At 71.7% G+C, this 15053-nt stretch carries 13 protein-coding genes; 11 read left to right on the top strand and 2 right to left on the bottom strand.

Annotated features, from left to right (window positions below; translation table 11 throughout):
- Nucleotides 1–5: 5 nt before the first annotated feature.
- Together KV097_RS11330 and KV097_RS11325 are read left to right on the top strand one after the other, a co-directional pair.
- Nucleotides 6–287 carry a hypothetical protein gene (locus KV097_RS11330; RefSeq protein WP_220365918.1) on the top strand — a complete coding sequence of 94 codons (282 nt, stop codon included), beginning with the start codon at nt 6–8 and terminating at the stop codon, nt 285–287.
- Complete coding sequence (locus KV097_RS11325; protein WP_220365917.1) at nt 284–838, top strand: phosphotransferase; 555 nt, start codon at nt 284–286, stop codon at nt 836–838. The genes KV097_RS11330 and KV097_RS11325 overlap by 4 nt, the downstream gene beginning before the upstream one ends.
- A gap of 13 nt (nt 839–851) precedes the next feature.
- Here the strand turns inward: KV097_RS11325 and KV097_RS11320 are convergent, their stop codons facing one another.
- A complete protein-coding gene (locus KV097_RS11320; RefSeq protein WP_220365916.1) occupies nt 852–1535 on the bottom strand; it encodes an NIPSNAP family protein in 684 nt (227 codons plus the stop codon).
- 107 nt (nt 1536–1642) lie between these two features.
- Between KV097_RS11320 and KV097_RS11315 the strand changes: the two genes are divergently transcribed.
- The 7 genes from KV097_RS11315 (at nt 1643) to KV097_RS11285 (ending at nt 9936) form a co-directional block, all read left to right on the top strand.
- Nucleotides 1643–2677 carry a rod shape-determining protein gene (locus KV097_RS11315; RefSeq protein WP_220344118.1) on the top strand — a complete coding sequence of 345 codons (1035 nt, stop codon included), beginning with the start codon at nt 1643–1645 and terminating at the stop codon, nt 2675–2677.
- 4 nt (nt 2678–2681) lie between these two features.
- Complete coding sequence (mreC, locus tag KV097_RS11310; protein WP_220365915.1) at nt 2682–3530, top strand: rod shape-determining protein MreC; 849 nt, start codon at nt 2682–2684, stop codon at nt 3528–3530.
- A 2-nt stretch (nt 3531–3532) separates the two neighbouring features.
- On the top strand, nt 3533–4048 hold the full coding sequence (mreD, locus tag KV097_RS11305; protein ID WP_220365914.1) for a rod shape-determining protein MreD: 516 nt from the start codon (nt 3533–3535) through the stop codon (nt 4046–4048).
- Entirely contained in the window at nt 4045–6186 is a 2142-nt protein-coding gene (gene mrdA, locus KV097_RS11300; RefSeq protein WP_220365913.1) for a penicillin-binding protein 2, read from the top strand. Before mreD ends, mrdA begins: the two co-directional genes overlap by 4 nt.
- Nucleotides 6183–7391 (top strand): rod shape-determining protein RodA, encoded by a 1209-nt coding sequence (rodA, locus tag KV097_RS11295; RefSeq protein ID WP_220365912.1) that lies wholly within the window; start codon nt 6183–6185, stop codon nt 7389–7391. Before mrdA ends, rodA begins: the two co-directional genes overlap by 4 nt.
- A gap of 110 nt (nt 7392–7501) precedes the next feature.
- Complete coding sequence (locus KV097_RS11290; protein WP_220344123.1) at nt 7502–9454, top strand: TIGR03960 family B12-binding radical SAM protein; 1953 nt, start codon at nt 7502–7504, stop codon at nt 9452–9454.
- Nucleotides 9454–9936 carry a GNAT family N-acetyltransferase gene (locus KV097_RS11285; RefSeq protein WP_220365911.1) on the top strand — a complete coding sequence of 161 codons (483 nt, stop codon included), beginning with the start codon at nt 9454–9456 and terminating at the stop codon, nt 9934–9936. The genes KV097_RS11290 and KV097_RS11285 overlap by 1 nt, the downstream gene beginning before the upstream one ends.
- Here KV097_RS11285 and KV097_RS11280 read toward each other — a convergent pair.
- Entirely contained in the window at nt 9905–11104 is a 1200-nt protein-coding gene (locus tag KV097_RS11280) for an MFS transporter (protein ID WP_220344125.1), read from the bottom strand. The genes KV097_RS11285 and KV097_RS11280 overlap by 32 nt on opposite strands.
- A gap of 64 nt (nt 11105–11168) precedes the next feature.
- On the opposite strand from KV097_RS11280, the gene KV097_RS11275 reads away from it, so the two are divergent.
- Nucleotides 11169–11942 carry a TIGR03936 family radical SAM-associated protein gene (locus tag KV097_RS11275; protein WP_301022401.1) on the top strand — a complete coding sequence of 258 codons (774 nt, stop codon included), beginning with the start codon at nt 11169–11171 and terminating at the stop codon, nt 11940–11942.
- A 194-nt stretch (nt 11943–12136) separates the two neighbouring features.
- Nucleotides 12137–14950 carry a ribonuclease E/G gene (locus tag KV097_RS11270; protein ID WP_220365910.1) on the top strand — a complete coding sequence of 938 codons (2814 nt, stop codon included), beginning with the start codon at nt 12137–12139 and terminating at the stop codon, nt 14948–14950.
- Nucleotides 14951–15053 lie beyond the last annotated feature (103 nt).

The raw sequence follows: 15053 nt of genomic DNA, 5'->3' as shown, positions 1-15053 counted from the left end.
GCCGCGTGAGATATCGCGAGCCCAACCCTTCGCTCCCCGAGGTCCCCCTCCTCGGCGGTGACGTCACCGAGGGCCTGGTGCGCGTCGGCGACACCGTACGCCGACCCACCGGTCCGCAGACGCCGCTCGTGATCGATGTCTTGACGCACCTCGAGCGGGTCGGTTTCGACGGTGCCCCGCGCCACCTCGGGATCGACGAGGCCGGCCGGCAGGTGGTCTCGTACGTCCGGGGGAGGTCGCCTCACGCCCGCGACCGGGCTGGATCGCCGACGAGGCACGGATCGTGAGCGTCGCGCGGCTGCTTCGCCGCTACGACGACGCCGTCGAGACCCTCGGCGTCCCGGCCGCGGCAACCGGCCTGCCGACTGCCGACCCAGCCGGCACCCCGGCGCGCGTCGCCGGGACACCCGAGCTGATCGGCCACCTCGACGTGACGCCGGACAACGTCGTCTTCGACCACGGCGAGGCCCGTGCTCTCATCGACTTCGACTTCGTTCGTCCGGCCACCCGGACGGAGGAGGTGCAGAACCTCCTGCTCTGGTGGGCTCCCCTCGTCCCTGTGCAGGACCGACCTCGCCCCCTCGCCGACGTGGACGTCTTCGCGCGGGCCCGCCTGCTGGTCGACGCGTACGGGCTCGCCGCGGCCGACCGCGCACGGCTGGTCGACGTCGTCGAGAACGCCGCGGCGCGGGCATGGTTCCGCATGCGGCACAACGCCGAGACGCTCGGTGGCGGCTGGGCGCGGATGTGGGACGAGGGTGTCGGCGAGGCGATCCGACGTCGCCAGGTCTGGCTGGCCGAGCACCGCGACGCCCTGCACCGGGCGGTGGCCGGCTGAGGTCTCGCGCCACCTAGCGCGAGGCGGACTGCTCCGTCCGCACGAGCCGGAGCTCGCCGGTGACACTTGCGCGCAGCGCGGACAACAGTCCGTCGGACTGCTGGGCGGACTCCAGCCGCCGTCGGTGGGCGGCGTGCTCCGACGCCGTGGCGAACCGTGCAACGCGGACGTAGACGTCGACGTCCTCGCGCACCGGCAGCGCCGGGAACGCGTTGACGACGTCGGCGGTGGCGTACGCCGCGACGGCGACCGAGCCCAGCTCGGCGAGGAGGTCGTCGCCCTGCTCTGCCATGAGTGCGGCGAAGTCGTCGACGTCGTCCGGCTCGTACAGCGTGACGACGACGATGTCCGCGGCGAGGTCGGCGGTGGGGGACAAGGCACGTCCCGAGACCGGACGGAGCAGCAGGACGTCGTCCGACGAGATCATCGTGGCGTTCGCGGCGTCGCGGTGCCGGGCCCACACCGGCCCCTCGTAGAACGCGCGCAGTGCCGGCCCGCGGCTCGCGGCGTCGTCGAACCCGCGTATCCAGACGAACTGGTCGGGATCGTCGAGGTCTCGGAACGGTCCGAGGACCGACATCCCGACCTCCTCCTGCGGGGTCACGAGCTCCGACTCGAACAGGCGGACGAGCGTCTCGCGTTGACCCGCGTGCAGCGCGTAGCGGCGGAGCTCGACGAGGGCAGGCGCAGAGGACATGACCACACCCTGGCAGCAGGCACCGACATCCCCGCTCGGACGGGCCGTACGGCGGTTCGCGGGCGTGTCTGCCCGGGAAGACTGCGACGCCGACCTAGCCTGAGCCCATGTCCTTCCCCTTGCGCAGCCTGCTCGGGCGCGACATGGCGGTCGACCTGGGCACGGCGAACACCCTCGTCTATGTGCGGGGCAAGGGCGTCATGCTCGACGAGCCGTCGGTCGTCGCCCTCGCTGCGCAGACCCATGAGATCCTCGCCGTGGGGTCTGAGGCCAAGCGGATGCACGGGCGCACGCCTGACGCGATCTCGGTGGTCCGACCGATGAAGGACGGCGTGATCGCCGACTTCGAGGCGTGCGAGCACATGCTGAGGCTGTTCATCCAGCAGGTCCACCGGCGTCGCTACTTCACCAAGCCTCGCCTGGTCGTGTGCGTCCCGAGCGCCATCACCTCGGTCGAGCAGCGTGCGGTCCGAGAGGCCGGCTACCAGGCCGGAGCCCGCCAGGTGTTCATCGTCGAGGAGCCGATGGCGGCAGCGCTCGGTGCGGGTCTGCCCGTGCACGAGCCGACCGGCAACATGATCGTCGACGTGGGCGGAGGCACGACGGAGGTCGCGGTGATCGCGCTCGGGGGCATCGTGGCCAGCCGCTCGATCCGCACCGCGGGCGACGACATGGACGAGGCCATCGTGGCGTGGTTCAAGAAGGAGCACGCGCTGCTGCTCGGCGACCGTACGGCCGAGGACCTCAAGGTGACGGCCGGATCAGCCTTCCCCCTGCCCGACGAACGGACCGTCCACGTCCGCGGCCGCGACCTCGTCGGAGGTCTCCCTCGGACGGTGGACGTCACCGTCGGCGAGGTCCGTCGCGCGTTGGAGGAGCCCGTGGCGGCGATCGTCGACGCCATCAGGGGCACGCTCGACCTGACGCCGCCCGAGCTCGCGGGCGACATCATGGACCGGGGCATCGTCCTCACCGGCGGCGGGGCGCTGCTGCCGGGCCTCGACGACCGGATCCGCCACGAGACGCAGATCCCGGTCCACGTGGTCGACGACCCCCTCCACTCGGTCGCGCTCGGCGCCGGCAAGTGCGTGGAGGAGTTCGACGCCCTGCAGCAGGTGCTCACTTCCGAGCCCCGCAGGTGACGGCGTGGCCAGGACCCGTCGTCGCCCCGACCAGCAGCACCGTCCGCGGACGGTTCTGCTCGTGCTGCTGCTCGCCGCCGTCGCCCTGATCAGCGTCGACCTGTCCGGAGCCGGATCGCCCGCCCGTACGCTCGCCGGCTCCGTGCTCGGACCACTGGAGTCGGGCGCCCATCGGCTCTTGTCGCCGTTCGGCGTCGACAGCTTCGCCACCCGCGACCAGCTCCGCGACGACAAGGCCGCGCTCGAGGGGGAGAACGCCCGCCTGCGAGGGCTGGTGGCCTCGTCCGACGTCGACCGGACGCGGCTCGCCGAGTACGACGCGCTCGCGGCGTTCGCGACCTCGGCGGACCTCGAGACGGTGACGGCCCACGTCGTCGGGATCGGTGCAGCGCAGTCCTTCCGGCGCACGGTCGTCCTCGACGCGGGCACGTCACGCGGTGTCCGCCGGGACATGACCGTGCTGGGTCCCGACGGCCTCGTCGGTCGCGTCATCAGCGCCACCTCGCGCAACGCCGTCGTGCTCCTGCTCGTCGACGCCGACTCGGTGGTCGGTGCGCGGCTCGGAGCCGAGCACGAGCTCGGGATGCTGCGTGGTGACGGCAGCCTGTCGGGCACGGGGCGGCTGAACCTCGAGGTGCTCGACCGCTCCGCCGTGCCGAAGGTCGGTGACCCGATCGTCTCGTGGGGATCGCGCGACGGTGTCCCGTACATCGCCGGGGTCCCGATCGGCCGCGTCGAGAAGGTCGTGGAGTCGCCGCGTGACGAGACGGCATCGGTGACGGTGGCGCCCTACGTCGACTTCTCCGCCCTCGACACGGTCTCGGTCGTCGTCGGCGCCCGGAAGGGATCGTGACGGTGGACGGCCGTCGGGTCGCCCTCGTCGTGGCCCTGCTCGTCGTCGGCGTGGTCGCTCAGACCAGCGTGCTGGCGCCGCTGGTCCCGACCGCGGTGGTTCCCGACGTCGTGCTCGTCCTCGTGGTGGCGGTGGGCTTGTGCGGGGGGACCACCGAAGGCGCGTGGGCCGGGTTCACCGGCGGCCTGCTGCTCGACGCCGCGCCGCCCTCCGACCACGTCCTCGGTCAGTGGGCGCTATCGCTCACGGTGGTCGGCTACCTCGCCGGGACCGTCGACCGGGGGAGCCGGCCGTCGTGGTTGAGCGACAGCCTCACCGTGGCTGCGGCCGCCTTCGTCGGCACCTCGATCTTCGCGCTGAGCAGCCTCGCCCTCGGTGAGCCCGGGGCGCACCTCGCGATGGTGCTCCCGGTCGTCGCGCTCGCCGTCGTCTACGACGTGGTGCTGGGCCTGGCGCTGGTGCCCGGCGTCCGTGCTCTGCTCGGCAGGGTCGAGCCTGCCCCACAGGTCAGGTGGTGACGGTGCGGCGGGGGCGGGCACGGATCGTCGTGGTGCAGGTGCTCGTGGTCGCGCTGTTCGCGACGTTGTGCGCCCGCCTCTGGTACGTCCAGGTCGTCGGCGGCGACGAATACCAAGCGCGTGCCGCGAACAACGCCAACCGCCAGGTCCTCGTGCAGCCTCAGCGCGGCCTCGTCGTCGACGCGATGGGGCGCCCGCTGGCTGCCAACGAGGTCACCTGGGTCGTCACGGTCGACCGCTCGCGGCTGACGCGGCTCGAGTCCGAGGAGCAGAGCGACGTGCTGGGACGGCTCGCCCGGCTGGTCGACCTCGACTACGACGTGCTCCTCGACCGGATCAAGCTGTGTGGCGAGCAGGGGGCGCCGGAGCCCCCGGCCTGCTGGAACGGCTCGCCGTACGAGCCGGTCCCGGTCGCGCAGGACGTCCCCCGGGACGTGGCGCTGTCGCTGTCGGAGCGGGCCGAGGAGTTCCCCGCGGTCGCCGCCGAGCAGCGCTCGGTGCGGGCGTACCCGCGCCCCGAGGGGGTCAACGCCGCGCAGCTGCTCGGCTACGTCACGCCGATCACCGCTGACGAGTACGACGCGGCGCGCGAGCGCGACGACGAGAGCCTCAACGCGGCCTCCGTGGTCGGACGGGCCGGGGTCGAGCGCAGCTACGACGCCGACCTGCGTGGAGTCCCGGGGACGACCGGCAAGTCGGTGGACTCGCGAGGTCGGGTCATCGCGGAGGGTACGGCGGTGGACCCGCAGGCGGGCAGGACCCTGGTCACGAGCATCGACTCCCGGGTCCAGGCGCTCGCCGAGGGGCAGCTGAAGAAGGCGATCGAGAAGGCCCGCACGACCCACGACGACGTCACCGGACGCAGCTACGAGGCGACCGCCGGGGCCGCCGTCGTCCTGGACCCCGACGACGGGCGAGTGATCGCGGCGGCGAGCTACCCGTCGTACGACCCGCAGGTCTGGGTCGACGGCATCACCAACCGGCAGCTCGAGTCGCTCTACGCCGAGGACTCCGGGACCCCGCTGCTGTCTCGCGTGACGCAGGCGCAGCTCGCGCCGGGGTCGACGTGGAAGCCCTTCGTCGCCGCGGGAGCGCTCGAGGACCGGTGGGACACCGGATCGCGCCTCGACTGCTCCTCCGGGCTCCAGGTGGGCAACCGGTGGTTCAAGAACTACGAGTCGGCCTCGTACGGGCCGATCGGCTTCGACCGGGCGCTCGCGGCGTCCTGCGACACGTTCTTCTACCGGATCGCATACGCCGCATGGACGGACCAGGGCGGCACCGACGCCAAGACCGGCGTCCACGACCCGCTGGTCGAGATGGCACGCGCGTTCGGGTTCTCCGAGCGCACCGGCATCGACATCCCCGGCGAGGCCGGCGGGCGCCTCGGCGACCGGCAGTGGCGCCAGGACTACTGGAAGGCCAACAAGGACCGCTACTGCGCGATCGCCCGCAAGCCCGAGAAGGTGAAGAGCGCCTACCTGCGCCTGTTCGCGCGCGAGTTCTGCGCCGACGGCTACGTCTACCGAGCGGGAGACGCGGTCAACTTCTCGATCGGTCAGGGCGAGACCCTGGTGACGCCGCTGCAGCTCGCTGTCGGCTACGCCGCGCTCGCCAACGGAGGCACGCTCTACGAGCCCCGGGTGGCGAAGGCGGTGCTGGACGCCGACGGCTCGGTGGTGCGCGAGATCGCTCCGGAGCGTGCCGGACGCGTGCCGGTCAGCAAGAAGCACCTGCGCTACATCGACGGCGCGCTCCTCGACACCGCCAAGACGGGCACGATGGCCTGGAAGATGGGCGGCTTCCCGCTCGACCAGGTGAAGGTCCGTTCCAAGACCGGGACCGCCGAGGTCACAGGGCGTCAGACGACCGGGTGGGTCGCCTCGTACGACGAGAACTACGTCGTCGTGATGATGATGGAGCAGGCGGGCACCGGCTCAGGGTCGTCCGGCGACGCGGTGCGGGCGATCTGGGAGGGCCTGTACGGCATCGAGGGCGGCAAGGTCCGGCGGGACCGGGCACTCATGCCGAGAGCCAGACCGCCGGTCTCGCTCCCTCGGGTCGCCGACGACGGCAGGATCCTGCCGCCGGTCACGAAGCGCACGAAGGCCGATGCCGACGAGGAGGACGACCGGTGAGCGGCCGGGGGACCGTACGCCCGGCGCTGCGGCCTGGCGCCTCGGTGCGGACCTCGTGGGGCGACGTCGACCTGCCTCTGGTCGCGTCGGCCCTCGCGCTCTCGGTCGTCGGGACTCTGCTGGTCTGGTCGGCGACCGCGTCGCGCGACGACCTCACCGGTGGCGATCCCACCGCGTACCTGGTCAAGCAGGCGACCAACGTCGTGATCGCCGTCGGGCTCGGCGTGGTCATGGCGTCGACCGACCGGAGGTGGATCCGGTTGTGGGCGCCGGTCGTCTACGGCGCCGCGGTCCTGGGGCTGGTGCTGGTCTTCGTGCCCGGTGTCGGCGCCGTGGTCAACGGGTCACGCTCGTGGCTGCAGGTGGGCGGGCTCTCGCTCCAGCCGGCCGAGCTCGCGAAGCTCGGCGTGGTGCTCGTGATGGCCCTGCTCTTCGCCGAGCGGACCGAGGGCAGGATGCGCCGGGTCGTCCGTTCGTCCGACGTCCTGCTGGCCCTGGCCTGCGCTGCCGTGCCGACTGCCTTGATCCTCGCCCAGCCCGACCTCGGGACGCTGATGGTGATGGCCGCGATCGTCCTGGGTGTGCTCGCCGTCGCGGGTGTCCGTCTCCTGTGGCTCGGCGGACTCGTGACGGTCGGGCTGGCGGTGGTCCTCGGAGCGATCGCCGTGGGGGTCATCGAGGAGTACCAGGTCTTGCGCTTCGAGGCCTTCACCGACCCTGAGCTCGATCCGCGCGGGGCCGGCTACAACACGGTGCAGGCACGGATCGCGATCGGCAACGGTGGTCTGCTCGGTCAAGGACTCTTCCACGGCACCCAGACGCAGGCCGGCTTCGTCCCCGAGCAGCACACCGACTTCGTCTTCACGGTGGCGGGGGAGGAGCTCGGTCTCCTCGGCGCCGGGCTCGTCGTGCTGCTCCTGGGGGTCCTGGTGTGGCGGTGCCTGCGGATCGCCGCACGGGCCGACGACCTCTTCGACCGGCTGGCAGCGGCAGGGATCGGGTGCTGGTTCGGCTTCCAGGCGTTCCAGAACATCGGGATGTCGCTGGGCATCATGCCGATCACCGGCGTGCCGCTGCCGTTCGTGTCGTACGGCGGCACGGCGTTGTTCGCCTCGGCGATGGCCGTGGGCCTGCTGGTCGCGATCGGCCGTCGCAGTGCGCCTCCGGCCGTGGTCGTCCGGTCCCGGGCCATCCGCTCCCGCTGACCCGCGGCCGCCACACGGTGACCCGCGGCCGCCACACGGTGACCCGCGGCCGCCAGACGGTGACCCGCGAGGGATTCGGTGGGCGGGACATCCCTCGTTACCCTGGTGGCATGCCCGTCAACCACCTCGACGACTCCGTCGCGTCGGTCTTCGACCGGCTCGAGCCGATCCTTCCCACGATCAGCAAGCCGATCCAGTACGTCGGCGGGGAGCTCAACTCCGTCAACAAGGACTGGAGCGCCGTCGACGTCCGGTGGGCCCTGATGTATCCCGACGCCTACGAGGTCGGTCTCCCCAACCAGGGCGTCCAGATCCTGTACGAGGTCCTCAACGAGCGCGACTGGCTCCTCGCCGAGCGCACGTACGCGGTCTTTCCCGACATGGAAGCCGCGATGCGCGAGCACGGGATCCCTCAGTTCACGGTGGACAGCCACCGCCCGGTCAGGGCGTTCGACCTGCTGGGTGTCTCGTTCTCCACCGAGCTCGGATACACCAACCTCCTGACGGCTCTGGACCTCGCGGGCATCCCGCTGCGCGCGGCCGACCGCACCGACGCCGACCCGATCGTCCTCGCCGGTGGGCACGCCGCCTTCAACCCCGAGCCGATCGCGGACTTCGTCGACGCGGCGGTGCTCGGTGACGGCGAGGAGATCGTCCTCAAGATCAGCGAGGTCGTGCGGGAGTGGAAGGCCGAGGGCTGTCCCGGTGGTCGCGAGGAGCTGCTGATGCGCCTCGCGAGCTCCGGCAGCGTCTACGTTCCCATGTTCTACGACGTCGACTACCTCCCCGACGGTCGCATCCAGCGGGTGGCCCCCAACCGTCCCGGGGTCCCGTGGCGCGTCACGAAGCACACGCTGATGGACCTCGACCAGTGGCCGTACCCGAAGAACCCGCTGGTCCCGCTCGCCGAGACCGTCCACGAGCGCTACTCGGTGGAGATCTTCCGCGGCTGCACCCGCGGCTGCCGCTTCTGCCAGGCCGGCATGATCACCCGCCCGGTGCGCGAGCGCAGCCTGCAGACCATCGGAGAGATGGTCGACAACGGGCTCAAGAAGTCCGGTTTCGAGGAGGTCGGCCTCCTCTCGCTGAGCAGCGCCGACCACACCGAGATCGGAGAGGTCGCCAAGCAGCTCGGCGACCGTTATGAGGGGTCCAACACCTCGCTGTCGCTGCCGAGCACCCGCGTCGACGCGTTCAACATCACGCTCGCCAACGAGTTCAGCCGCAACGGGCGCCGGTCCGGCCTCACGTTCGCTCCCGAGGGCGGGTCGGAGCGCCTGCGCAAGGTGATCAACAAGATGGTCACCGAGGAGGACCTGATCCGGACGGTCTCCGCGGCGTACTCGCACGGCTGGCGCCAGGTCAAGCTCTACTTCATGTGTGGCCTCCCCACCGAGACCGACGAGGACGTCATGCAGATCGGTGAGCTCGCCAAGAAGGTCATCGAGACCGGCCGTGAGGTGTCCGGCCGCAAGGACATCCGCTGCACGGTGTCGATCGGCGGCTTCGTCCCGAAGCCGCACACCCCGTTCCAGTGGGCCGCCCAGCTCGACCACGAGACCACCGACGAGCGACTCCGCAAGCTGCGCTCCTCGGTGCAGTCCGACAAGCGCTTCGGCCGGGCGATCGGCTTCCGCTACCACGACGGCAAGCCGGGCACGATCGAGGGCCTCCTCTCGCGGGGTGACCGACGGGTCGGCCGCATCATCGAGGCGGTCTGGCGTGACGGCGGCCGATTCGACGGCTGGAGCGAGCACTTCTCGTACGAGCGCTGGGAGCGTTGCGCGGACGAGGCGCTGGCCGACGAGCCGGTCGACCTCGACTGGTACACCACGCGGGAGCGCGAGTACGCCGAGGTGCTCCCCTGGGACCACCTGGACTCCGGGCTCGACCGTGACTGGCTCTGGGAGGACTGGCAGGACGCCATCGACCCCGACGGGGCTCGCGAGGTCGAGGACTGCCGCTGGACCCCCTGCTTCGACTGCGGCGTCTGCCCGCAGATGGACCTCGACATCCAGATCGGCCCCACCGGCAAGACGCTGCTCCCGCTCAGCGTCCTCTGATGCGGGTACGCCGCGCCGGGGCGGCCGACGTGCGGGCCCTCTCCGGTCTCCGGGCGCGGTGGACCGAGGAGCGGGACGGTCCGACCGACGACCCGTCGTTCCTCGACCGCTTCGACGCGTGGTTCGCCCGCGAGTCGGCGCAGCGGGTGGTCTGGCTGGCCGAGACCGGCGAGGGCTCGCCGGTCGGCATGCTCAACGTGATGATCTTCGAGCGGATGCCGCGGCCGGGCCGGGCCACGGGCAGCTGGGGCTACGTCGCCAACGTCTACGTGGTGCCCGCGCACCGGGGCGCGGGTGTCGGAGGGCGGCTGATGGGGGCACTGACCTCGTACGCGGACGAGACCGGCCTGGTCCGTCTCGTCCTGAGCCCGACCGCACGGTCGGTCTCGCTCTACGCACGCGCGGGGTTCAGCGGCGACCACGACCTCATGCTGCGGCCCCAGGAAGGACTCAGCGAGCGTGGAGCTGGTCCTCGACCATGACGGGCCGGGCGACGTAGGTCCCGACGACCCCGATCAGCAGCGCGAGCGCGACGAGCATCGCGACCGGGGCGCCCCACCCACCCGTCGAGTCGTGGAGGAGTCCCGTCCCGAACGGGCCGAGCGCCGCGATGAGGTAGCCGAGTCCCTGCACGAACCCCGAGAGCGCGACCGTGCCCTCGTGCGTGCGGGACCGCTTGGCGATCATCGTCAGGACCCAGGGGAAGGCGGCGCCTCCGATGCCCAGCAGGACCGCCCAGGCCCACGGCGCCGCGGTCGGCCACCAGAGGACGCCGAGCCAGCCGGCCGCCGTGACCACGGCGAACGACCAGGGCAACCACGCGCGGTCGCGTGACCAGCCGATGACCGCCGGCAGCAGGAGCGCGGCCGGGATCCCGATCCCGGTGACGATCGCCAGCATGCTGCCCGCATAGGCGTCGCTGAGCCCGGCATCCTCCAGGATCGCGGGGAACCAGCCGAACTGGGCGTACGCCTGCGCGGCCTGTGCCCCGAAGCAGACCGCCATCATCCAGGCCAGCGGAGCGCGGACCAGCTCCCCGATCGTGATCGGGGTCGCCGCGTCGGTGGAACGGACGTCGTGGCGGAGCAGCCGGAGCCAGGGGACGAGCGTGACGGCCGCGAGCAGGGCCCACGTGAACAGGCCCCACCGCCAGTCACCCGTCGCCTCCGCGATGGGAACGGTGAGGGCGGCCGACAGCGTCGCCCCTCCGACGATGGCGGCGCCGGCGATCGACGACACCAGGGCGATCCGGTCGGGAAAGTGGACCTTCACCAACGGCGGAAGGATCACGTTGCCGATCGCGCAGCCCGCGAGTGCCACAGCCGAGGCGATGAGGAAGAGCCCGCCGCTCTCGGCGAACGTCCGTGCCGCGAGTCCGACCGCGACGACCGCGGTCGACGCGATAGCGGTGGTGTGCAGGCCGATCGCGCGCACGATCGTGTTCGCGAGCGAGCCGACCAGGGCGAAGCAGATCACCGGGAGCGTGGTGAGCGCGCCGGCGGCGGTCGCCGACATGTCGAGGTCACCGCGGATGTCGTTGAGGACCACGCCGACGCTGCCCACCGACGCCCTCAGGTTCAGCGCGAGCAGGATGATGCACGCGAGGACGAAGGCTCGGTTGCCACGAGACTCGAGAGTGGGGGACGTCACCGGACAAATCTGTCACGGGACGCGCGGGAGCCGGCGGAGGGGCGCCCTTGGGTACCCTCGCACGGTGACCAGCCCTGACCGCGTCCCCGCCAACCCGGAGGCGCCGAACCCGCAGCTCCCGAGCGTCCAGAAGCTACGGATCCGCTATGCGAAGCGAGGTCGGCTGCGCTTCACGAGCCACCGGGACTTCGGACGTGCCTTCGAGCGCGCGGTGCGTCGCGCCGGTGTCCCCATCGCCCACTCCTCCGGCTTCTCCCCTCACCCCAAGATCTCGTACGCCGGCGCCTCGCCGACCGGTGCCGCCAGCGAGGCCGAGTACCTCGAGATCGGCGTGGTGCGCCACGTGGACCCGGACGAGCTCGCGAGGGCGCTGGACACCGCGCTCCCGCCGGGCCTGGACATCCTCGAGGTCGTCGCCGTACGCGAGGGGAGCGGCAGTCTGGCCGATCGGCTGGAGGCCAGTGCATGGACGCTGGTGCTGCCGACCGTGTCGCCCGAGACGGCCGCCTCGGCGGTCGATGCCTTCCTCGCGGCCCCTGAGGTTCTGGTGGACCGGATGACCAAGAAGGGCCTGCGGACGTTCGACAGCCGCGCCGCCGTGGTGCGCCTGGAGAGCCGGAGGTCCCCTGACACTCAGGGCACGTGTGCGATACTGGACGTGGTCGTGCGTCACGGAACCCCGTCCGTACGACCCGACGATGTTCTCGCCGGGCTCCGCGCCATCGCGGGTCTCGTGCCCTCGGAGGTCCCTGTGGCCACCCGGACGGCACAAGGTCCACTCGATGCGCAGTCCGGCACGGTCGGCGATCCACTCGCGCCCGACCGCGACGCGTCGTAGGCGCACGATGCCTGCGGCGACGACCGCGGCGGCGAGGGGAGAGCCCGTGACAGGCCGACCTAAGTGGGGAGCGTCGCCGTAGCCCGGGTAGCCGGGCCGACCGCAGGCTTGCGTCCGCAGTGCGACCCCGTTGCACGCGGCGACGACATCGCCTCGCGTGCAGCTTCGGCGGCCGCGGGGCCGGAGGAGCACACATGCTCGACGAGCAGAACCCGCCGAACTCGACCTCGGAAGACGTCGACACCCCACAGGCCCCCGGTGATCAGCCGGTCGCTGCCGTGACCCGCCGGCGTCGCACCGCTTCCCGACCGGCTGGCCCCCCGACCGCCGCCGTGTTCTCGGAGCCCGGGGCACCTGCGAAGCCCGCGCGTTCGAGCCGGTCACGCAAGGCTCCCGCGAGCGCCGGCGCCGCGCAGAGCGTGTCCGAGGAGAAGCCCGAGACCTCGGTCGAGACGGCCGCTCCCGAGGCCGCCGAGCCGCCCAAGGTCACCCGTACGACCCGGACCCGCAAGAAGGCCGCCTCGCGGTCGGCAGGTCCCGCAGATCCTGCGCCCGTCGCCGCTGACGTGCCGTCCGGCGACACGCCCGCCGTCGAGCCGGCCGACGAGCTCCCTATCAACGACGACCCCGTCGCGCCCGCCGAAGCCGCTCCGGCTGTGGTCGAGCGCGTCGACGAGGTCGACGAGGAGGACGAGCAGGAGGTTCGACCGGCAACCTCGGCTCGCGCGCCCTTCGTCGCACCGCTCTTCCAGGCGCCCGAGCCCAAGGCCGCGCCGCGCCGCCGCCGCCGTGCAGCCGACGTGGCCGACGAGACGGAGGACCGCGAGGAGGACGGCCGCGGGTACGGCTCGGACGACCGCCGTGGACGCAGCCGTGACGACGCGGACCTGCCGGAGCGCGACCACGAGGACTCCGACTCCGACTCCGACGAGGGCCAGGACGAGAGCGACGGCAGCACGCCCGGCCGTCGCCGTCGCCGCCGCGGTGGCCGTCGTCGACGTCGCTCGGGCAACGGTGACGACGTCGAGAACCTCGACCTCGACGCCGAGTCCGACTCCGGCGAGGTCGCAGAAGGCGCGACGACGGCAGCCGATGAGACCCCTGACGAGTCCGAGGACGACGACACGTCCGACGACGAGTCCTCGAGCACCGGTGAGGACGACAGCGGCACCTCGAGCCGTCGTCGTCGTCGCCGCCGTCGTCGCGGCGAGGACAGCGACGCGGCCGCGGACGACCCCGAGAACACCGTCGTCCGTGTGCGCGAGCGCCGCAGCGCCGAGGACGAGATCACGAGCGTCTCGGGCTCGACCCGGCTGGAGGCCAAGAAGCAGCGCCGCCGCGAGGGTCGTGAGGCGGGTCGTCGCCGCACGCCGATCGTCTCCGAGGCCGAGTTCCTCGCCAGGCGCGAGTCGGTCAAGCGCGAGATGGTCATCCGCCAGCGCGAGGACCTCACGCAGATCGCCGTTCTCGAGGACGACGTCCTCGTCGAGCACTACGTGGCGCGCGAGTCGCAGACCTCGCTCATCGGCAACGTCTACCTCGGGCGGGTCCAGAACGTCCTGCCCTCGATGGAGGCGGCGTTCGTCGACATCGGCAAGGGCCGCAACGCGGTGCTCTACGCCGGCGAGGTCGACTGGAGCAAGCTCGGTGACGGCAAGCCGCGCAAGATCGAGGAGGCGCTCAAGTCCGGCCAGTCGGTCCTCGTCCAGGTGTCGAAGGATCCGGTCGGGCACAAGGGCGCGCGGCTCACGAGCCAGATCAGCCTGCCCGGTCGCTTCCTGGTCTACGTGCCCGGCGGCCAGACCAGCGGGATCTCCCGCAAGCTGCCCGACACCGAGCGCAACCGGCTCAAGTCGTTGCTCAAGGGCATCCTCCCCGAGGACGCGGGCGTGATCATCCGGACCGCCGCCGAGGGCGCGACCGAGGACCAGCTCACCCGCGACGTCGAGGCGCTCGACGCCCGCTGGAAGGACATCGAGAAGAAGGCCGCCTCCGCATCGGCCCCGCAGCTGCTGTACGGCGAGCCGGACCTCACCATCAAGGTCGTCCGTGACCTCTTCAACGAGGACTTCGCGCGCCTCGTCGTCGAGGGGACCGACGCCACCGAGATCATCGACGGCTACGTCAGCCACGTCGCCCCCGATCTCAAGGACCGGGTGGAGGCGTGGAGCGGATCCGAGTCCGGTGACGTCTTCTCCGCCTACCGGATCGACGAGCAGATCGCCAAGGCACTAGACCGGAAGGTCTGGCTGCCGTCCGGCGGCTCGCTGGTGATCGATCGTACCGAGGCGATGACCGTCGTCGACGTCAACACCGGGAAGTTCACCGGATCGGGCGGCAACCTCGAGGAGACGGTCACCAAGAACAACCTCGAGGCCGCCGAGGAGATCGTCCGTCAGCTCCGGCTGCGCGACATCGGCGGCATCATCGTGGTCGACTTCATCGACATGGTGCTGGAGAGCAACCGCGACCTCGTGCTCCGCCGTCTGGTCGAGTGCCTCGGCCGCGACCGGACCCGGCACCAGGTGGCGGAGGTGACCTCCCTCGGGCTGGTCCAGATGACCCGCAAGCGGATCGGGACGGGCCTCCTCGAGGCGTTCAGCGAGCCGTGCGAGCACTGCCACGGCCGCGGCCTGATGATCCACGACCACCCCGTCGAGTCCAAGCGTGGCTCGGAGGAGAGCCGGCGCGGTCGCAGCGGCCGAGGTCGTGGGCGCAGCGACGAGGGAGACAAGCCCGCCAAGGGCGCCGACTCCAAGGCGAAGAAGGAGCCGAAGCCCGCGGACGACGCGCAGCCCGAGGCGCCGGAGCCGACGTCTCACGACACGGCAGACGCCGCGACGCAGGAGACCCCGGAGGCGACCACCCCGCGCAAGCGTCGCCGTCGCCGCAGCGGCTCGGAGGAGTCGAGCGACGGCCCGTCGGCCGAGGCCGGTGTTGAGGCCCCCGGTACGCTCGACGGAGGAGCCCCGGACCCCGCTTTGACCGGTGACAGGGAGACTCCGTAGACTAGATGAGCGGCGCGCCTGTGAGCGTGTCGGTCTGTGTGCCCGCACGAGCGCCTCGCGCCTGGTGACGGCACCACCCCAGAGTTTCAAGACAGCCAAGCTC

It is taken from the genome of Mumia sp. zg.B17 (assembly GCF_019550915.1).
GTDB lineage: Bacteria > Actinomycetota > Actinomycetes > Propionibacteriales > Nocardioidaceae > Mumia.
Note: the sequence above shows the minus strand (reverse complement) of the source record. Positions and strands in the feature narration are given on the sequence as shown.

Excerpts from the sequence above, each read along its gene's own strand:
- KV097_RS11320 (WP_220365916.1), bottom strand. The coding sequence starts at position 1,535 with ATGTCCTCTGCGCCTGCCCTCGTCGAGCTCCGCCGCTACGCGCTGCAC.
- KV097_RS11315 (WP_220344118.1), top strand. The coding sequence starts at position 1,643 with ATGTCCTTCCCCTTGCGCAGCCTGCTCGGGCGCGACATGGCGGTCGAC.
- KV097_RS11290 (WP_220344123.1), top strand. The coding sequence starts at position 7,502 with ATGCCCGTCAACCACCTCGACGACTCCGTCGCGTCGGTCTTCGACCGG.
- KV097_RS11285 (WP_220365911.1), top strand. The coding sequence starts at position 9,454 with ATGCGGGTACGCCGCGCCGGGGCGGCCGACGTGCGGGCCCTCTCCGGT.
- KV097_RS11270 (WP_220365910.1), top strand. The coding sequence starts at position 12,137 with ATGCTCGACGAGCAGAACCCGCCGAACTCGACCTCGGAAGACGTCGAC.